Below are 18,094 nucleotides of genomic sequence, written 5' to 3'. Positions count from 1 at the left end.
ACATCTGACGCACGGTGACACGCGCGGGCCCACCGAAATGTTCCTGTGATCCGGAACACGTCCGGTGGGCCCTTTCGCGTCCATATGATGAGAATTCATCAGCCGAACGTGCTTTTTCCGTCACCCTCGGTCGTAATCACAAGCGAACTTGGCCGTCATTCCGACTTTTTACCTACAAGGATTTGAACGGATCACGGTTTCGTTACTAGGGTCATGCCTCGAGCCACCGCACAGTCGATCACCCAGCCTGGGTGGCGGCGGTGGCTACCGCCGAGTCCGAGAAACAGCGGGGCAGGTCAACTGTCCTACGGGGAAGCCCCGGAAGGGGTGCTGTGGATCGGAGCCGGGGAACCACGTTCCTCGGGGTGAATCGGCGCCAGGTCGGCAGTCAGCTGCCGGTGAGGCGTCGTAGGGCATCTCTTCCAGCCCGAACCCGTCAGCTCACCCGGTAGGCGGACGTAGGAAGAAGGAGTCCGCCTTCGTGGCGTCCCATCGTCGTCCCAAGCCTGCCAGCCGTGCCCGCGTCTCGATCATGACCGCTGCCGCCGCAGCGGCCGTGGCCCTCTCCTCGCAGTCCGGTGCACACGCCGACCCGGCGCCCACCAAGGACGAGGTCAAGGCCCAGGTCGACCAGCTCAACGAGCAGGCCGAGCAGGCGACCGAGAAGTACAACGCGGCGACGGAGAAGCAGCAGACCCTGCAGAAGCAGGTCGGCAACCTCCAGGACCAGGTGGCGCGGCAGCAGGCCGAGGTGAGCACCCTTCAGGGCAGCCTCGGCGAGATCGCGGCCGAGCAGTACCGCAGCGGTGGGATCTCGCCGACCGTCCAGCTGATGCTCTCCAGCAGCCCGGACTCCTTCCTCAGCCAGGCCGGCTCGCTGAACCAGCTCGGTGCCAGCCAGAGCGACGCGCTGAAGACCCTCAAGGACCAGCAGCGCCGGCTCGACCAGCAGAAGTCCGAGGCGCAGTCCAAGCTCGCCGAGCTGGACGCGACCACCAAGGACCTCAAGGCCAGCAAGGACGAGGTCAAGGGCAAGCTCGCCAAGGCCAAGGCCCTGCTCGACTCGCTGACCCAGAAGGAGCGCGACGACCTCGCGGCCGCCGAGGCCAAGGCCGCCTCCAGCTCCCGCGCCTCGCGCGACCAGACCCGCGTCGACCTGAGCAACGTGCCGTCCGGCTCGTACACCGCCAACGCGATCGCCGCCGTCCAGAGCAAGCTCGGCGCCGACTACGTCTACGGCGCGGCCGGCCCGACCAACTTCGACTGCTCGGGTCTGATGCAGTGGGCGTACGCCCAGGCGGGTGTCTCCATCCCGCGTACCTCGCAGTCGCAGGCCTCGGCCGGGACCAACGTCGGCACCAACATCGCCAACGCCAAGCCCGGCGACCTGATCATCTACTACAGCGACATGCACCACGTCGGCATGTACGTGGGCGGCGGCCAGATCATCCACGCCCCGCACACGGGCGCGGTGGTCCGGTACGAGTCCGCCACGGTGATGCCGATCGCGGCCATCGTCCGGGTCTGATCCCGTACTCCTCCCCGCAGGCCCGGCCCCCTCATGGGTGCCGGGCCTGCGGCATCTCCGGGTTCGTCGAGCTGATGTCCGATTAGGGGTCAAATATTCGGTGTTACGGGGGTTTGGACTAGATCGCTGTGACTCGCTAACGTCTGCCCCCGGACCTCCGCACGGACGGCCGCCCATCCCGGGCGGCGGCGGTGGCCCGGCCGCAGGAATGGAGTCGCCGCATGTCGATGCACCGCCGTTCCCAGCTGCCAGGCGCACACCGGCTGGCCCGTGCGCTGGTACTCACCGCAGCCGCGACCACCGCGCTCGGCATGGCGGTCGGCGGAAGCGCCCAGGCGGCGCCCGCCGCGCCCGCCGAGCCGCCCTCCAAGAAGGACGTCAAGGCCCAGGTGGACCAGCTCTACGACGAGGCCGAGCAGGCCTCCGAGAAGTTCAACGCCGCCCAGGAGTACCAGAAGCAGCTTCAGGCCGAGACCGGCGCCCTGCAGGGGCAGGTGGCGGCCGGGCAGGAGGAGCTCAACCGGCTGCGCGCCGACCTGGGGGTCGTCGCGGCGGCCCAGTACCGGGCCGGCGGCATCGACCCGGCCGTCCAGCTGATGCTGGACTCCGACCCCGCGGCCTACCTGAACCGGGCCCGCAGCCTCGACCAGGCCGCCGCGCGCCAGAACGACACGCTGCACCAGGTGATCGACCGTCAGCGGCGACTGGACCAGCGGCGGGCCGAGACCACCGCCAAACTCGCCGAGCTGGAGGAGGTCCGCCGTGCGCTCGCCGAGAGCAAGGAGGAGGTCCAGCAGCGGCTCACCAAGGCCCAGCGCCTGCTGAACACCCTCGGTGCGGGCGAGCGCGCCCGGATGGTCGCCGAGGACGCCAGGGACGCCGAGAAGCGGGCCACCCGCGGCCTCGACCGGCTCGACCTCGGCAATCTGCCGCCCTCCTCCGACCGGGCCGCCGCCGCCCTGGCCGCCGCGATCAGCAAGATCGGCTCACCGTACGTCTACGGATCCACCGGCCCGCGCACCTTCGACTGCTCCGGTCTGATGTACTGGAGCTGGCGGCAGGCCGGAGTGACCTTGCCGCGTACCTCGCAGGCGCAGGCGTACGCGGGGCAGCGGGTGAGTCTGTCCGAGGCACGACCGGGAGACCTGGTGATCTTCTACAGGGACATGCACCACGTCGGCATGTACGCCGGCGGCGGCGTCGTCGTGCACGCGCCCTACCCGGGCGCCAAGGTCCGCTACGAGAGTGTCAACGCGATGCCGGTCGCCGGGGTGGTGCGAGTCTGAGCACCGACGAGGAGCCGCTGGTCACCGACCTGCCCCGGTCCGCCGAGGCGGGTCGCTGCACGCTGTCCCGGCGCGGTGCGCTGCTGCTGGCGGCCGGCGGGCTGGCCCAGCTCTCGCTGCCGTTCACCCGGCCCGCCGTCCGGACCGTCACGGCGTCCCCGGCGATCGCCGTGCCCTCGGCCCGGCCGGGGATCGAGGCGCTGCTCGCCGAGCGGGCCAGGGCCCTGCACCAGGTCGACCTGGCCGCCCTGCTGGCCGGCGTCACCCCGGAGGCCAGGACCGCCCAGCGCGAGGCGCTGGCCCGGATGGTGCAGGTGCCGTTCGCCGACGTCTTCTACCGGCTCACGGACTTCGAGGAGCCCGGGCCCGCCGACCGGCTGACCGCCACGGCCGAGTTCGGCTTCCGGCTGCAGGACGTCGACGACCACCCCGCGGTGATGGCCCGCAAGCTGTCCTTCGTCCGGGCCGGTGGCGGCTGGCTGCTCTCGGGCGACCAGCCGACGGGGCCGTCCGCGCTCTGGGACCAGGGGGTCGTCCACGCGGTACGCGGAAAGCACAGCCTGGTCCTCGGCCCGGCCGGGGAGAGCGAGCTGGCGCCCACGGTGGCGGTGGCCGACCGGGCGGTACCGGCCGTGAGCGAGGTCTGGGGCACCGGCTGGGCAGGCCGCCTGCTGGTCGAGATCCCTGCGACCGAGGTGCAGTTCGCCCAACTGCTGGGCGTCCCCGCGGCCGACTACCAGGGCATCGCCGCGGTCACCACGGCCGCCGCAGGGGCCCCGCTGCACGCCCCCGCGGACCGGGTGCTGATCAACCCGGAGGCCTTCGCCGGGCTCACCGAGCTGGGGCGGCGGGTCGTCACCACCCACGAGGCGACCCATGTCGCCACCCGCGCCGACACCCGGGCCTGGACGCCGCTGTGGCTCTCCGAGGGCGTCGCGGACTTCACCGGGTACCGGGGCACCGGCCGCACCCCCCGCCAGATAGCCCCCGAGCTCGCCAGGGACGTCGCAGCGGGCCGGATCCCGCAGTCGCTGCCCGCCGACGCGGACTTCGCGGCGGGCTCCGCCGGGATCGCCCAGGCGTACGAACTCTCCTGGCTGGCCTGTGATCTGATCGCCCGTCGGTTCGGCACGGACCGGCTGGTCGCGTTCTACCGCGCGGTGGGGGCGGAGGGGCCGCCCGCGGACCGGGACGTCTGGCTCGACCGGGTGATGCGCGACCGGCTCGGGCCCGGTATCGCCGAGTTCACCAAGCTCTGGGTCGCCGAGACGGCACGGCTCGCGGGCTGAGGCGCCGTCCGGCCCCGCCGGTCGGTCAGCTCCGGTGCGCGGCCACCTGGGCGGCGAGCTGCCCGGCACCGATGAAGTCGGTGTGGGTGCCCGCACTGGTGCAGGCGAAGGCCCCGGCGACGGCGCCGGCCAGCATGCACTCCTCGGCCGGCCGGCCCGCGAACCACGAGCTGAGGAAGCCGGTGACGAAGGCGTCCCCGGCGCCGTTGCTGTCCACGACCGGCTGGCCCGGGTCGACCGTCGGGAAGTGCCGCACGGTGTCGTCCTCCCGGGTGAGCAGGTAGCTGCCCTCGCCGCCCGCCGTCGCGGCGACCAGCCTGGCCCGGCCCTCGGCCAGGACCGAGCGCATGACCTCCTCGTGGCGTCCCCGGCAGCCGGCCACCGACAGGAAGACCAGGTCCGAGCGGAGCGCGTAGAAGCGGTGGTGCTCGTCCTCGCCGTCCCAGGCGTGCAGGTCGGTGGAGCAGCTCAGGCCCAGGCGGTGGATGTCCTGGTAGAGCTCGCGGTTGATGCCCGTGATGGACAGGTGCACGTGGGCGGCCTGCTCCAGGAAGGGCAGGTAGAACGCGCGGGGGAGTTGCAGGCCGGCCGGGTGGCGGCCGTCGTAGAAGGAGAAGCGCAGCCCGTCCGCGTCCACCAGGTTGATGCCCCGCGGGGTGCCGGCGGGGGACAGCAGGTGGCTGAAGTCCAGGCCGCGCCGACCGTACGCCTCCAGGATCATCGCGCCCTGCGGGTCCTCGCCGAGGAAGTCGATGAACTTGGTGCGCAGGCCGAGGGTGTGACAGCCCAGGGCCACCCCGTTCCCGGTGTGCCCGACGTAGTCGATCACCGGGGGGACGTACACCGAGTCGGCGTCGGGGATCTCCAGCCGGTCGACGCGCACGATGGTGTCGACGCCGGCTCCGCCGACGACCAGGATGTCGTACTCGGACATGGGGCCCCTCGGTGCGTGCGGAGGTGGCCGGCCGACGGTGCGTCAGGCGGCGTGCCGATGTTTCCATCGGGCGGCGGCCGCCTGCAAGGCCTTGCGGAAACTTTCTGGAGATCCCGTTCGGGGGTGGCCGTTCGGCGGCGGTCGCTCAGGGGCGGTCGACGACGATCGGCCGGTCCAGGCCGTCCAGCAGGTCCTGCTCGTACGCGATCCCCGGCCGTACGGGGTAGCCGGCGGGCTCCAGCGCGGGCAGGACCACCGTCCGGGCCGGTTCGGGGGCGCGGGTGGACCGCCACAGGCGGCGGCAGGAGACGAGGGCGGCGGCGAGCAGCAGCAGGTTCCGTACGGTGAGCACCGTCACGCCCCACGGCCGGCTGTCGTGCACCTGGCCGAAGAGCACCGGGAACTCCACCGTGGTGACCAGCGTGGCCACCAGGATCAGCACCGCGACCGGCTTCTGGCTGGTGCCCCGCACCGTCAGACAGACGGCCGCGATCCCGACCAGCCACACCAGGTACTGCGGGCTGATCACCCGGCTGGTCACGGTGAACAGCAGCAGCGCGGCCAGCGCCGCGTCATAGGTGGTGGACGGCTGCCAGCGCTTGGCCCGCAGCCGCCAGAGCAGCAGCCAGGCGAAGCCGAGCAGGGTCGCCGCCACCGAGACCCTGGAGATCACCGGCACCCACGGACCGAGCAGCTCCACCGAGCCGTAGTTCATCGACACCTGGCCGTTCCAGCCGCCCGCCAGCCGCGCGAAGTGCAGCGGCAGCGCGCCCAGGGACTCGACCTCGATGCCCCGGTCCCGCTGGAACTTGAGGAACTCGAAGGCGCCGTTCATCCCGGCCGCCAGCAGGAAGCCCAGTGCGCTCAGGGCGGCCAGCGCGGCCGTCCAGGAGCGCCTGGTCCGGCGGCCGCGCGGGGTGCCCGCCAGCGCCAGCAGCGGCCAGATCTTCACCAGGCCGCCGAGGCCCAGCAGGATGCCGCCGATCGCCGGACGGCGCAGCAGCGCCAGCAGCCCGGCGACGGCGATCGCGGTGACGATGATGTCGTACCGGCAGTAGACAGTGGGACCGAGCAGTGGCACGCCCGCGACCCACACCCAGGCACCGGTGAAGCTCCGGCCCCGGCGCGTCCCGGCCCGCGTCAGCAGGCCCATGGCGAGCGCGTCGAGGATCCCGCAGAGCACGTAGAAGGAGACCAGGTAGGACCACGGCAGGAGGCCGGGCAGCAGGATCACCAGGGCCGCGCCGGGCGGGTACTGCCAGGTCACGTCGTCGAGCGGGAAGGTGCCGGTCTGCAGCACCTCGTACCAGCCGTGGTAGATCACCGAGACGTCGGCGGTGACATCGGTGCCGGAGATCCGGATGACGCCCACCACCATCAGCACGATCAGTACCCGGGTGACGAGCCAGCCGGCCGCCAGCGCCCAGAGCGCCCCGCCTGCCGGGGGACGCGGAGCGGGCAGCGCGGTACTGCCGGTGTTGCCGGTGACACCGGCCGGGACCAACTCCACTGCGCTCCTCGTTCGTCTCGGACGTCACAGAACCGCAGGCGTCGGGACGCCCTCCAACGGGAACCGTGTGCCCCCCGGGCCCACCGTAGGGCCTTACCTGTCTGGACCGGCCCGGGACGGAAACGGTTGCGCTGCCTTGCCGCGTTCCCGGCGAGCCGTGGTGTTGACCTATGGTACGGATCACCGAGCGGTACACCGAGCACCCCCCGACCGAGCGAGCCGTGGCATGCACAAGACCCTGATCGTCACCAACGACTTCCCGCCGCGGCCCGGCGGCATCCAGGCCTTCGTCCACAACATGGCCGTCCGCCAGCCCGCAGGGAGCGTCGTGGTGTACGCCTCGACCTGGCGGGACGGCAGCGAGGTCGCGCGGTTCGACGCCGAGCAGCCGTTCCCGGTGATACGCGACCGGACGAAGATGATGGTGCCCACGCCCAGGGTCACCCGGCGGGCCGCCGAGATCCTCAAGGCCGAGCGCTGCGACTCGGTCTGGTTCGGCGCCGCCGCCCCGCTCGGGCTGATGGCCCCCGCGCTGCGCCGGGCCGGTGCCGGGCGGCTGCTCGGTATGACCCACGGCCACGAGGCGGCCTGGGCCCAGCTGCCGGGCTCGCGTCAGCTGCTGCGCCGGATCGGCGAGGGCACCGACACGCTCACCTACCTCGGCGAGTACACCCGCTCCCGGATCGCCTCCGCGGTCGGCCCCGAGGCGGCGAAGCGGATGGTCCAGCTGCCGCCGGGCGTCGACGAGCAGACCTTCCGCCCCGACTCCGGCGGCGCCGAGGTGCGGGCGCGGCTCGGGCTGACGGACCGTCCGGTGGTGGTCTGCGTCTCACGCCTGGTGCCGCGCAAGGGCCAGGACACGCTGATCGCGGCGATGCCGCAGATCCTCGCAGACGTACCGGACGCGGTGCTGCTGATCGTCGGCGGCGGCCCGTACCAGGCGGACCTGGAGAAGCTCGCCGAGGCCACCGGGGTCGCCTCGTCGGTGCGGTTCACCGGGGCCGTGCCGTGGTCCGAGCTGCCCGCGCACTACGGCGCCGGGGACGTCTTCGCGATGCCGTGCCGCACCCGCCGGGGCGGGCTGGACGTGGAGGGCCTGGGCATCGTCTACCTGGAGGCCTCCGCGACCGGCCTGCCGGTCGTGGCGGGGGACTCGGGCGGGGCGCCGGACGCCGTGCTGGAGGGCGAGACGGGGTACGTCGTCCCGGGGCGCTCGACGGACGTGCTGGCGGAGCGGATCGTCCGGCTGCTCCACGACGAGGAGCTGCGGCGGCAGATGGGGGAGGCCGGGCGCCGCTGGGTCGAACGCTCCTGGCGCTGGGACCTCCTGGCCGGCCGCCTCACGTCCCTCCTGGCCGCCTGAGCCCCTCCGGGGAGATCGGGCAAGCCACGGGGGCGCGGGGAACTGCGCGAATCGGTAGGCCACCGGGCCCGGCTGACCGCAGTTGCCTTCCGATTCGCGCAGTTCCCCGCGCCCCTGATTTTCCCCGAATTCCTGATGTGCCCCGAGCTCCGGAGATGAAGAGCCCTCAGCGCTGGTAGAGGGCCTCGACGTCGGCGGCGAAGTCCTTCAGGACGAGGTTGCGCTTCAGCTTGAGGGACGGGGTGAGGTGCCCGCTGGCCTCGGAGAAGACGGTGTCCAGGACGCGGAACTTCTTCACCGCCTCGGCCTTGGAGACCGCCAGGTTCCCGTCGTCCACGGCCGCCTGGAGCGCGGCCAGCAGGTCCGCATCCTCCCGCAGGTCGGCCACGGTGGCCTCGGCCGGCTTGCCGTTGAGCTCCTTCCACTTGGGGAAGAAGTCCTCGTCCACGGTCACCAGGCAGGCGATGAACGGCTTGCGGTCGCCGACCACCATCACCTCGCCGATCAGCGCGTGCGCCCGGATCCGGTCCTCGATCACCGCGGGGGCGACGTTCTTGCCGCCCGCTGTGACGAGTATCTCCTTCTTCCGGCCGGTGATCGTCAGGTAGCCCTCGTCGTCGAGGCTGCCGATGTCGCCGGTGGCGAACCAGCCGTCATGCAGGGCCTCCGCCGTGGCGGTCGGGTTGTTCCAGTAGCCGGTGAAGACCTGCGGGCCCTTGAGCAGGACCTCGCCGTCCTCGGCGATCCGGACCGAGGAGCCGGGCAGCGGCTGGCCGACGGTGCCGATCTTCGGCTTGTCGTGCGGGTTGAAGGCGGTGGCCGCGCAGGTCTCGGTGAGGCCGTAGCCCTCGAGCACGGTGAAGCCGATGCCGCGGTAGAAGTGGCCCAGCCGCTCGCCGAGCGGGGCGCCGCCGGAGATCGCATGGGTGGCCCGGCCGCCCAGCGCCGCCCGCAGCTTGCTGTAGACAAGTCTGTCGAAGACCTTGTGCTTGAGCTTCAGCGCCAGCGAGGCGCCGCCCTGGTCCAGCGCCCGGCTGTACGCGATGGCGGTGTCGGCGGCCTGGTCGAAGATCTTGCCCTTGCCGTCGGCCTGGGCCTTGGCCCGCGCGGTGTTGAAGACCTTCTCGAAGACCCGCGGCACACCGAGGATCAGCGTCGGCCGGAAGGAGGCCAGCTCGGCCGTGACGTCCTTGATGTCTGAGACGTGGCCCAGCTTGATCGGGGCGATGGCCGCGGCGATCTCGGCGATCCGGCCCAGCACGTGTGCCAGCGGCAGGAAGAGCAGGACGGAGCTCTCGCCGGTACGGAACAGCGGCTCCAGACGGGCCGTCACATTACCCAGCTCGGCCAGGAAGTTCCCGTGCGTCAGCTGACAGCCCTTCGGGCGGCCGGTGGTGCCCGAGGTGTAGACGATGGTGGCGATCGAGTCGGCCGTCGGGATCGAGCGGCGCTCGGTCACGGTGGTGTCGGCGACCTTCGCGCCCGCCTCGGCCAGCTCGGCCAGCGCGCCCTTCTCGATCTGCCAGGTGTTCTTCAGCTCCGGCAGCCGGTCGCGGACCTCGGCCACCACCGCGGCGTGCGCGTCGGTCTCGGTCACCACGGCGACGGCCCCGGAGTCGCCGAGGATCCACTCGACCTGCTCGGCGGAGGAGGTCTCGTACACCGGCACGGTGATCGCGCCCGCGCACCAGATCGCGAAGTCCAGTAGCGTCCACTCGTAGCGGGTGCGGGACATGACGCCCACCCGGTCACCGGGCTCGATGCCGGCGGCGATCAGGCCCTTGGCGGCGCTGTGCACCTCGGCCAGGAACTGCGCAGCCGTCAGATCCGTCCAGTGGCCGTCCGCCTTGCGGCTGAGTACCGCGACGCCCGGGTGCTGCTCGGCGTTCTGGTGGACGAGGTCGGAGAGGTTACCGCCGCTCGGTACCTGGTAGCGGGCCGGAAGGCTGAACTCGAGCAAGACTGCTCCTCGTCTGCGACGCTGCGGGACGGCAGGACGTTACTGCCCGGTAGGTGGATTCGGCCAGGGGGGTCGGCCCCGTTGTTCGAAGAGTCACACCGCAGGGCCGTGGAGGGATCGTTTCGACTCGCACCTTACGACAGCACCGATGAAACCCGCCGGTAGCCCAAGCCCCTCCAAGGCCCGGTGACTCGCCCTTCGGCTCAGGGCCGCGAACTGTGGCGATCTCCGATCGCGATAACCTGCCCTGGGCGCACACCTGAAGAGACGCGGAGGGCCGTTCCATGGCGGAGCACACCAGGTCGAGCATCATCATCGACGCGACCCCGGCCGAGGTCATGGCGGTGATCGCGGACTTCGCCGCGTACCCGGCGTGGACGGGCGAGGTCAAGGAGATCGAGGTGATGGAGACGGCCGAGAACGGCCGGGCCGCCCAGGTGCGCCTGCTGCTCGACGCCGGTGCGATCCGCGACGAGCACGTCCTCGCCTACACCTGGGACGCCGACCGCGAGGTCAGCTGGACGCTGGTGAAGAGCCAGATGCTGCGGGCCCTGGACGGTTCGTACAGCCTCGCGGCCGCCAAGGGCGGCACCGAGGTCACGTACCAGCTCGCCGTCGACGTGAAGATCCCGATGCTGGGCATGATCAAGCGCAAGGCCGAGAAGGTCATCATCGACCGCGCGCTCGCCGGCCTGAAGAAGCGCGTCGAGGGATAGTGGCGTCCCGGACGATCCTCGTCACCGGTGACGGCTCGCCGCTGGTGGCCGCCGCCACCGCGCTGCACGCCGCCGGGCAGGGCAGGCGCACGCTGCTCCTCGCCGCGGACGACCCGCACCGCACGCTGGACACCGTGCTCGGCGTACGGCTCACCGAGCAGCCCGCCCCGTACGCCGACGGCCTCACCGTCGCCCGGGTCGACGAGCAGGCGGCCTTCCGAGGTGCGCTGGGCGAGCTCGGCGGCCGCCTCGGACCGGCCCTCGACCTGATCGGCGCTACCCCGCTCGACCCGGAGGAGCTCACCCCGCTCCCCGGCACCCGGCAGCTCGCCCTGCTCCGCGCGCTGCGCGCCGCCGACGCCCACGTACTGGTCGTGGCAGCCCCGCATCCCGCCGAGCTGATCGCCGCGCTCGCCCTGCCCGAACAGCTCGACCGCTACCTCGCCCGGCTGCTGCCCGAGCAGCGCCAGGCCGCCCGCGCGCTGCGCCCGCTGCTCGCCGCGGTGGCCGGGGTGCCGATGCCCGCCGACTGGCTCTTCGAGGCCCGCACCTGGGCCGCTGCCGCGCTCGCCGAGGCCCGCTCCGTGATCGAGGCGCCCGGCACCTCCGTCCGGCTGGTGGTCGATGCCGAGACCCACAGCCCCGACGAGCTGCGCCGGATCCGCTCGGGCCTGGCCCTCCACGGGCACCGGCTGGACTCCGTGATCGTCCACCGGGCGCTGCCCGCCATGGCGGTCGACTCGCCCGACCCCTGGCTCGCCGCCCTGGCCGCCCGCCAGCGCGAGCGGCTGGCCGAGCTCGCCGGGCACTTCGACGTACCGGTGCTGACCTGCCGCCAGCCGGAGGCGACGCTGGAGGGGATGGCCGCCGAGCTCTACGGCGACGGGGCGCAGCCCGTTCCCCGGGAGACCCCCTGGCGGGTCGAGGACCGGCTCGCCGAGGACGGCCTGCTGGTCTGGCACCTCGCCCTGCCCGGCGCCGACCGGGCCGACCTGGAGCTGGTGCGGCGCGGCGACGAACTGGTGGTCGGCATCGGTGCGTACCGTCGGATCGTCCTGCTGCCCTCCGCGCTGCGCCGCTGCACGGTGAGCGGCGCGGGGCTCGCCGACGGCGTGCTCTCGGTCCGCTTCGCGCCGGACCCGGCGCTCTGGCCCCGTGGCAGCGGCGGGGACGTCCGGTAGTTTCGGGTGGACCGCGGCCGTGGGTGGCCGCCTGAGGAGAGGCTCCCGATGGCCGACGAACAGCCCCTTGCCGCCGAGCTGGGACCCCTGGTGGAGGAGGTCCGCCGGTTCGCCTCCGCGGTGGGGGAGAAGGCCCAGGAGTTCGGCGGGAAGCTGCGCGAGCAGAACCCGGAGGTGTACGGACATCTCGCCGCCGCAGGGGGCGAACTGCTCGCCGCGTACCGGGCGGCCGTCTCCGGCCACGAGCGGCGCTGGGCCGGCCCCGGACACGCCGACAGCGAGCCCATCGACCTTGACGGACCGTCAGACAACTAGTGAAGCCGCAGGTCAGGAGTGGTCACCGTACGGCCCAGGCTCATCACCCAGCGAGGCAAACCGTACGACTTTTGAAGACGCCCTCCCATCTTTCGCTCAAATTGTCTTCGGTTAATGTATGCGCCGGTGTGTACGGGAGCACCGTTGTGCGGGTACCGTTCCGCTCAGCGGGAACGAGTGAATAGCTGAGGGACACATGGCTCTGACCATCGGCGTCGATGTCGGCGGTACGAAGATCGCGGCCGGCGTGGTCGACGAGAACGGCGAGATCCTCGCCAGGACTCGGGTACCCACCCCGGCCGACCCCCAGTGGGCGGTCGACGCCATCGCACAGGCCGTACGCGAGCTCAAGGAGCAGTACCCGGACGTGGCCGGTGTGGGCGTGGGTGCCCCGGGCTTCGTCGACCGGGAGCGCTCCACGGTGATCTTCGCGCCCAACATCGCCTGGGAGAACGAGCCGCTCAGGACCCGGATCGAGGAGCTCACCGGCCTCGGGACCGTCGTCGAGAACGACGCCAACTGCGCCGCCTGGGCCGAGTTCCGCTTCGGCGCGGCCGCCGCCTACAGCGACATGGTGCTGATCACCGTCGGCACCGGCATCGGTGGCGGCATCGTCCTGGACGGCCGGCTGCACCGCGGCCGCTTCGGCGTGGCCGGCGAGATCGGTCACCTCAACATGGTTCCGGACGGCCTGCTGTGCGGCTGCGGCGGCAGGGGCTGCTGGGAGCAGTACGGCTCGGGCCGCGCGCTGCGCCGCTACGGCCGCGAGAAGGCCGCGGCCGATCCGATCCACGGCAAGCGGATGCTGGAGCTCAACGACGATGTGGCCGAGACCATCCGCGGCATCCACATCACCCAGGCCGCCGAGGAGGGCGACCCGCTCGCCCTCGAGTGCTACGAGGAGCTGGCCGACTGGCTGGGCCGCGGCATGGCCGACCTCGCCGCGCTGTTCGACCCCGCCGTCTTCGTACTCGGCGGCGGCGTCTCCGACTCCGGGAGCCTGCTGCTCGACCCCGTGGTCAAGGCCTTCGGCAAGTACCTGACCGGTGGCGCCCACCGCCCCCGCGCCGAGGTCGTCCTGGCCTCGATGGGCTCGGCCGCAGGCATCTCGGGCGCGGGCGACCTCGCCCGGGTCTGAGTTCTCACCCCGAACGGCGAGGCAGGAGCCGGTGCTCCCGCCTCGCCGACAGGCCCTGTCCGGCCGATCTTGCCGGGCGCACGACGCGCCCCCAGCCTTCGGTCGGGAGGTACCCCCAGGCATCCCGCCTCTACGCGTCGGCGGATCGGCCAGGTACGACCCAGTACGAGGCCGATCCGCCGAAACGCCCAGCCGGGCGCCCACCGCCGCGCGCTGATCCGACAAGATCGGCCGGACAGGGCCTAGCCTTTCCCGGGTGAGTCCGGAAACCGAGCTTCCCGAACTGCCGCCCTCCGGGGCCGAGCCCGACGGCGGCCGCCGCGTCCGCCTGCTCAGCTACAACATCCGCTCGCTGCGCGACGACCGGCACGCGCTGGTGCGGGTGATCCGGGCCTGCGCGGCCGATCTGATCTGCCTTCAGGAGTCGCCCCGCTACTGGCGGCCCGAGGGCCAGGCCGCCTGGCTCGCCCGGCAGACCGGCACCGTCATCCTTTCGGGCGGCGGCCGGATCGCGGCCGGCCCGCTGCTGCTCGGCAGGCTCGCCGTCGACGTCCTGGAGACCCGCGACCGGCTGCTCCCCAAGACCCGCGGCCTGCACGCCCGGGGCTTCGCCACCGCGCTGGTACGGATCGGCGGCTCGGCCCCCTTCGCGGTGACCAGCTGCCACCTCAGCCTCGACCCCGACGAACGCTTCCGGCAGTTCGGCCTACTGCCCACCCAGTTCTCACCGGGCGAGCACGGCATCATCGCGGGCGACTTCAACGAGCACCCCGACGGCCCCGGCTGGCAGCGGCTGGCCGCGGACTTCCAGGACGCCCACCTGACCGCCCCCTGGGGCGGCACCTTCACCTCCGTCCCCGAGAACCCCCACCAGCGCATCGACGCCGTCTTCACCACCCAGAGCCTGAAGGTCCTCGCCTGTGGCGTCCCGCACGGCCTCCCGGGTGTCTCGCCCGCCGACCTGCTGGCCGCCACCGACCACCTGCCGGTCCTGGCCGTCGTCCGCGTTCCACCGGACCGGGCGTAACCGCCCGACGGTGACCGACCAAGGGCATCCCGACAGTAGGTAAGGCAGCGGGCCCCTGTGGTACCCGGTCCTGATCTGTTGCCCGCCTACTGGCGGAGCCTCTAACTCACCTGGCGGATGTTGGCGCCGACCAGGACGCCGTTGGAGACGGTGTAGGTGCCTTGGTAGACCTTGACCGTGCCGTCGGTCTGGGTGGCGTAGAGGACGGCCTCGACCGTGGAGGAGCCGCTCTCCAAGTTCCGCCGCAGGAAGGCCGGCCGGGCCGCATCGGCCTTCTGAGCCGGCGTCAGACGACCGCGCCGCCGTTCGGGTCCTCGGGCTCGTCCTCGTCGTGGTTCTTCATCCGGGCCACCAGGGTGACGAAGCCGCCCAGGAAGGCGCTCACACCGACCCACGCGGGCCAGCCGGCGACCTCGCGCCAGACCACGGAGTCGAACAGCAGCAGGGCCGGGCCGCCGAGGACGGCGAGCCAGGCGAACTTGGTGGTGGTGTCCGCCTCGGGGAGCGGCGGGGGCTCCGGCGGGACGAAGTGGCCCTCGTCCGGGTCCTCGGCGGCCTCGTAGTCACGCGGACCGCGAGCGAGACCGGGGCTCGGTTCAGCGGGGCGGGGCCGGGGCTGCGGGGCCAGGTCGGCGAGGTCGTCCCGGGCGCGGAGGTTCTCGATCTCCGGCCACTCGGGGTTGTTGAGGTCCACCGGGTCGTCGAACTGGGCGACCAGGGCCGCGAAGATCGCGTCCTGCTCGGCCTGGCTGCCGGCCTTCGGGCGCCGTACGGGCGCGTCCGGCTCGCCGGCGGGCTCGCTCTTGGCGCTGCCGTCCCGGGGCAGCTCGTCGTCGCCGCCCGCCGTGTTGGTCTCGTGCACTGCCGGCCCTTCAGCCCAGGTGGTTCTCGGCATTCACATCCGCGGAAGCAGCCGGGGCCAGCCGCCTGATGAACTCGAGGCTCGCCTCGAATATCAGCTCGGCGTCGTGGTCCAGCGTCGCCACGTGGTAGCTGCGCTCGCAGAGCAGCTCTGTCACATCGGTCGAGGATATCCGGGCGAGCACCAGTTCCGAGTTGGCCGGCGAGACCACGTGGTCCTGCGGGCTGTGAAGCAGTAGAACTGGCTGACGTACGTCGGGCATTCCCGCCTGGACGGTCTTCCACAGCCGGGCCAGTGACCAGGCGGCGTGCAGCGGCGTCCGGTCGTAGGCGAGCTCGTTGGAGCCCTCCAGCGCAATGTCGTTGGCGACCCCGGGCAGGCTCGGAACCAGGTGACGGAGCACCGGCAACAGCACACTTGCGGGGTTGTCGGAGCGGACGGACGGGTTGACGAGCACCACCCCGGAGACGGCCGGGCCGTGCTGGGCCGCCAGCCGCAGGGCCAGCGAGCCGCCCATGGAGAGCGCGCAGACGAAGACCTGCTCGCAGGTCTCGGCCAGCTCCCGCAGCTCGCGGTCCACCTCGGCGTACCAGTCCTCCCAGCGCGTCAGCTGCAGGTCCTGCCAGCGGGTTCCGTGGCCCGGCAGCAGCGGCACCGAGACCGTGAGCCCGGCGGCGGCGAGCCGGTCGGCCCAGGGACGCATCGACTGGGGGGAGCCGGTGAAGCCGTGGACGAGCAGGACCCCGACCGGCCCGCCCTTGTGACGGAACGGTTCGGCACCGGGCAGCACTGGCATCTGCGGGCTCCTTCGCGGGCGGCGCGGGGCGTGGCGGGGTCGGGAGCCGCATCGTCCCACGCCGTCCCGCGCCCCGTACAGCCCCTCTACCGCCTGCCGGTGCGCACGCGAAGGCGGCGGGGCATTAGGATCGACCGGTCCGCATAACAGGAGGCCCGGGTTGTTCTACCGACTGATGAAGATGATCGTCGCACCACTGCTGCGGATCTTCTTCCGGCCGTGGATAGAGGGTGCGGAGAACATCCCCGACGAGGGGCCCGCGATCATCGCGAGCAACCACCTGTCCTTCTCGGACTCCTTCTTCCTTCCCGCCCTGATGAAGCGCCGGGTGACGTTCATCGCGAAGGCGGAGTACTTCAACACCCCGGGCCTCAAGGGCAAGCTCACCGCGGCCTTCTTCAAGGGCGTGGGCCAGCTCCCGGTGGACCGCTCCGGCGTCCGCGGCGCGGGCGAGGCGGCGATCCGCAGTGCGGTCGCGGTGATCGAGCGCGGCGAGCTGTTCGGCGTCTACCCGGAGGGCACCCGCTCGCCCGACGGCAAGCTCTACCGCGGCAAGGTCGGCGGTCTGGCCCGCGTCGCGCTGGCCACCGGCGCCCCGGTGATCCCGGTCGCGATGATCGACACCGAGAAGGTCCAGCCGCCCGGCCAGGTCGTGCCCAACTTCGGCATCCGCCCCGGCATCCGGATCGGCCGCCCGCTCGATTTCTCCCGCTACCAGGGCATGGAGAACGACCGCTTCATCCTCCGCTCCGTGACGGACGAGGTGATGTACGAGATCATGCGGCTGTCCGGCCAGGAGTACGTCGACATCTACGCGACCGCCGCCAAGCGGCAGATCGCCGACGACAAGAAGCGCGCGGACGCCGAGCGCAAGGCCGAGCAGAAGGCGCTCAAGGCGCAGCAGGAGGCGGAGAAGAAGGCCGCCGAGGCCGAGGCGGGCGGCAAGGACGGCAAGGGCAAGGACTCGGCGTAACGCGGTAGGGGTAGGGGGGCAGATGGCGGACCACAGAGCCGAACTGGCACGGCCCACCAGCACGGTGGCAGTCCGCGGCGGCACCCTGGCGGCGGGCGGGATGTCCGTCGAGATGCCGCTCTGGCGGGCGATCTCGTACTTCCGGGTGATGGCTCTGGCGTACGCGCTGTTCCGCTACTTCAACGCCTACCTGGACTACCTCCACCCCGTCTCCGGCTGGATCTATCTCGGCGCCCTCACCCTCTGGACGCTCGCCAGCACCCGGGCCTTCGCCGGCCCGCTGCGCTGCACCTGGTACGTGCTGGCCGCCGACCTGGCCTTCGCCGTGACCGGCGTGGTGATGAGCGGCATCATCGACACCCCGGCCCGGATCCACGGCGGCGCCCTGACCCTGCCGACCATCTGGGCCGCCGGGACGGTGCTCGGCTTCGCGGGAAAGGGCGGCTGGAAGCCCGCCGCCCTCGCCGGCACGGTGATCGGGGCGGCCAACATCGTCGGCCACGGCGGTGTCTCCCCCGACAACCTGCACAACATCGTGCTGCTGATGGTGGCCGGCTGCGCCATCGGGTACGTGGTCGAGCTGGCCCGGGCCAGCGAGGCGGCGCTCACCCGGGCCCTGCAGGTCGAGGCGGCCACCCGGGAGCGCGAGCGGCTCTCCCGGGACATCCACGACGGGGTGCTGCAGGTGCTCGCCCTGGTGCAGCGCCGTGAAGGTGACCTCGGGGAGCTCGGCCGGCTGGCCGGCGAGCAGGAACGCGCGCTGCGCACCCTGATGACCGGCGGCCCGCTGCCCCGGCAGGCCGGGGCCGACCAGGACCTGCGGACGCTGCTCACCCCGTACGCGGACGACCGGATCACCGTCTCCGCCCCCGGTACGCCGGTGCTGCTCGCCGGCCCGGTGGCCGGCGAGCTGGCCGCCGCCGTGGGGGCGGCCGTGGACAACGTGCACCGGCACGCGGGTGAGCGGGCGCGCGCCTGGATCCTGATCGAGGACGAGCCCGAGGCCGTCACGGTGAGCATCCGCGACGACGGGCCCGGCTACCCGGCGGGCCGCCTCGGCGAGGCCGAGAAGGCCGGGCGGCTCGGGGTCTCCCAGTCGATCCGCGGCCGGCTTCTGGACCTCGGCGGTACGGCCGAGCTGTACTCCGTGCCGGGTGAGGGCGTCGAGGTGGAGCTTCGGGTGCCGAGGAGAGAGAAGTGACCGTGGATCAGGTAC

Annotated in this window: 17 protein-coding genes and 1 riboswitch; of the genes, 11 read left to right on the top strand and 6 right to left on the bottom strand. The window is 72.2% G+C overall.

Features of this window, described 5'->3' with window-relative positions; genetic code table 11:
- Positions 1-318: 318 nt before the first annotated feature.
- Positions 319-471, top strand: a riboswitch (cyclic di-AMP (ydaO/yuaA leader).
- A 10-nt stretch (positions 472-481) separates the two neighbouring features.
- The 3 genes from FB465_RS08040 to FB465_RS08030 all read left to right on the top strand — a co-directional run bounded on the left by FB465_RS08040 (position 482) and on the right by FB465_RS08030 (position 4,103).
- Entirely contained in the window at positions 482-1,528 is a 1,047-nt protein-coding gene (locus tag FB465_RS08040; protein ID WP_145788969.1) for a C40 family peptidase, read from the top strand.
- 221 nt (positions 1,529-1,749) lie between these two features.
- A complete protein-coding gene (locus tag FB465_RS08035) occupies positions 1,750-2,814 on the top strand; it encodes a C40 family peptidase (protein ID WP_145788967.1) in 1,065 nt (354 codons plus the stop codon).
- A gap of 170 nt (positions 2,815-2,984) precedes the next feature.
- Positions 2,985-4,103: a hypothetical protein gene (locus FB465_RS08030; protein WP_145788965.1), complete on the top strand. Its 1,119-nt coding sequence runs from the start codon at positions 2,985-2,987 to the stop codon at positions 4,101-4,103.
- A gap of 25 nt (positions 4,104-4,128) precedes the next feature.
- On the opposite strand, the gene FB465_RS08025 is transcribed toward FB465_RS08030, so the two are convergent.
- Together FB465_RS08025 and FB465_RS08020 are read right to left on the bottom strand one after the other, a co-directional pair.
- Positions 4,129-5,037 (bottom strand): carbohydrate kinase family protein, encoded by a 909-nt coding sequence (locus tag FB465_RS08025; RefSeq protein ID WP_145788962.1) that lies wholly within the window; start codon positions 5,035-5,037, stop codon positions 4,129-4,131.
- A gap of 145 nt (positions 5,038-5,182) precedes the next feature.
- Entirely contained in the window at positions 5,183-6,547 is a 1,365-nt protein-coding gene (locus tag FB465_RS08020) for a glycosyltransferase family 87 protein (RefSeq protein ID WP_246192569.1), read from the bottom strand.
- Between the two features lie 226 nt (positions 6,548-6,773).
- Here FB465_RS08020 and FB465_RS08015 point away from each other — a divergent pair, with 226 nt between their 5' ends.
- Positions 6,774-7,910, top strand: a complete 1,137-nt coding sequence (locus FB465_RS08015) for a glycosyltransferase family 4 protein (protein ID WP_145788960.1) — start codon at positions 6,774-6,776, stop codon at positions 7,908-7,910.
- A gap of 166 nt (positions 7,911-8,076) precedes the next feature.
- Here FB465_RS08015 and FB465_RS08010 read toward each other — a convergent pair whose 3' ends face one another.
- Entirely contained in the window at positions 8,077-9,870 is a 1,794-nt protein-coding gene (locus FB465_RS08010) for an AMP-dependent synthetase/ligase (protein ID WP_145788957.1), read from the bottom strand.
- Positions 9,871-10,154: 284 nt separating this feature from the next.
- Between FB465_RS08010 and FB465_RS08005 the strand changes: the two genes are divergently transcribed.
- The 5 genes from FB465_RS08005 (at position 10,155) to FB465_RS07985 (ending at position 14,247) form a co-directional block, all read left to right on the top strand.
- Positions 10,155-10,586 carry an SRPBCC family protein gene (locus FB465_RS08005; RefSeq protein ID WP_145788955.1) on the top strand — a complete coding sequence of 144 codons (432 nt, stop codon included), beginning with the start codon at positions 10,155-10,157 and terminating at the stop codon, positions 10,584-10,586.
- Positions 10,586-11,767 (top strand): ArsA family ATPase, encoded by a 1,182-nt coding sequence (locus tag FB465_RS08000; protein ID WP_145788953.1) that lies wholly within the window; start codon positions 10,586-10,588, stop codon positions 11,765-11,767. Before FB465_RS08005 ends, FB465_RS08000 begins: the two co-directional genes overlap by 1 nt.
- 48 nt (positions 11,768-11,815) lie before the next feature.
- Positions 11,816-12,082 (top strand): DUF5304 family protein, encoded by a 267-nt coding sequence (locus tag FB465_RS37875; protein WP_145788951.1) that lies wholly within the window; start codon positions 11,816-11,818, stop codon positions 12,080-12,082.
- Between the two features lie 196 nt (positions 12,083-12,278).
- The gene (locus tag FB465_RS07990) at positions 12,279-13,220 is read left to right on the top strand and encodes an ROK family glucokinase (RefSeq protein ID WP_145788949.1); all 942 of its coding nucleotides are present in this window, start codon (positions 12,279-12,281) and stop codon (positions 13,218-13,220) included.
- A 256-nt stretch (positions 13,221-13,476) separates the two neighbouring features.
- Complete coding sequence (locus FB465_RS07985) at positions 13,477-14,247, top strand: endonuclease/exonuclease/phosphatase family protein (RefSeq protein WP_145788947.1); 771 nt, start codon at positions 13,477-13,479, stop codon at positions 14,245-14,247.
- A 101-nt stretch (positions 14,248-14,348) separates the two neighbouring features.
- Here the strand turns inward: FB465_RS07985 and FB465_RS37450 are convergent, their stop codons facing one another.
- From FB465_RS37450 to FB465_RS07975, 3 genes are read right to left on the bottom strand one after another with little or no spacing between them, the layout of a single operon-like run.
- Positions 14,349-14,483, bottom strand: a complete 135-nt coding sequence (locus FB465_RS37450; protein WP_281292328.1) for a hypothetical protein — start codon at positions 14,481-14,483, stop codon at positions 14,349-14,351.
- Between the two features lie 50 nt (positions 14,484-14,533).
- Complete coding sequence (locus tag FB465_RS07980; protein ID WP_246192568.1) at positions 14,534-15,109, bottom strand: hypothetical protein; 576 nt, start codon at positions 15,107-15,109, stop codon at positions 14,534-14,536.
- Positions 15,110-15,119: 10 nt separating this feature from the next.
- Complete coding sequence (locus FB465_RS07975; RefSeq protein ID WP_145788943.1) at positions 15,120-15,905, bottom strand: alpha/beta hydrolase; 786 nt, start codon at positions 15,903-15,905, stop codon at positions 15,120-15,122.
- A gap of 160 nt (positions 15,906-16,065) precedes the next feature.
- On the opposite strand from FB465_RS07975, the gene FB465_RS07970 reads away from it, so the two are divergent.
- Both FB465_RS07970 and macS read left to right on the top strand, forming a co-directional pair.
- Complete coding sequence (locus FB465_RS07970; RefSeq protein WP_246192567.1) at positions 16,066-16,878, top strand: lysophospholipid acyltransferase family protein; 813 nt, start codon at positions 16,066-16,068, stop codon at positions 16,876-16,878.
- A 100-nt stretch (positions 16,879-16,978) separates the two neighbouring features.
- Entirely contained in the window at positions 16,979-18,079 is a 1,101-nt protein-coding gene (gene macS / locus FB465_RS07965; RefSeq protein WP_145797206.1) for a MacS family sensor histidine kinase, read from the top strand.
- The last annotated feature ends 15 nt before the right edge of the window (positions 18,080-18,094 follow it).

The organism is Kitasatospora atroaurantiaca, from assembly GCF_007828955.1.
GTDB lineage: Bacteria > Actinomycetota > Actinomycetes > Streptomycetales > Streptomycetaceae > Kitasatospora > Kitasatospora atroaurantiaca.
Note: the sequence above shows the minus strand (reverse complement) of the source record. Positions and strands in the feature narration are given on the sequence as shown.

Excerpts from the sequence above, each read along its gene's own strand:
- FB465_RS08035 (WP_145788967.1), top strand. The coding sequence starts at position 1,750 with ATGTCGATGCACCGCCGTTCCCAGCTGCCAGGCGCACACCGGCTGGCC.
- FB465_RS08025 (WP_145788962.1), bottom strand. The coding sequence starts at position 5,037 with ATGTCCGAGTACGACATCCTGGTCGTCGGCGGAGCCGGCGTCGACACC.
- FB465_RS08015 (WP_145788960.1), top strand. The coding sequence starts at position 6,774 with ATGCACAAGACCCTGATCGTCACCAACGACTTCCCGCCGCGGCCCGGC.
- FB465_RS08005 (WP_145788955.1), top strand. The coding sequence starts at position 10,155 with ATGGCGGAGCACACCAGGTCGAGCATCATCATCGACGCGACCCCGGCC.
- FB465_RS37875 (WP_145788951.1), top strand. The coding sequence starts at position 11,816 with ATGGCCGACGAACAGCCCCTTGCCGCCGAGCTGGGACCCCTGGTGGAG.
- FB465_RS07990 (WP_145788949.1), top strand. The coding sequence starts at position 12,279 with ATGGCTCTGACCATCGGCGTCGATGTCGGCGGTACGAAGATCGCGGCC.
- FB465_RS07975 (WP_145788943.1), bottom strand. The coding sequence starts at position 15,905 with ATGCCAGTGCTGCCCGGTGCCGAACCGTTCCGTCACAAGGGCGGGCCG.
- macS (WP_145797206.1), top strand. The coding sequence starts at position 16,979 with ATGTCCGTCGAGATGCCGCTCTGGCGGGCGATCTCGTACTTCCGGGTG.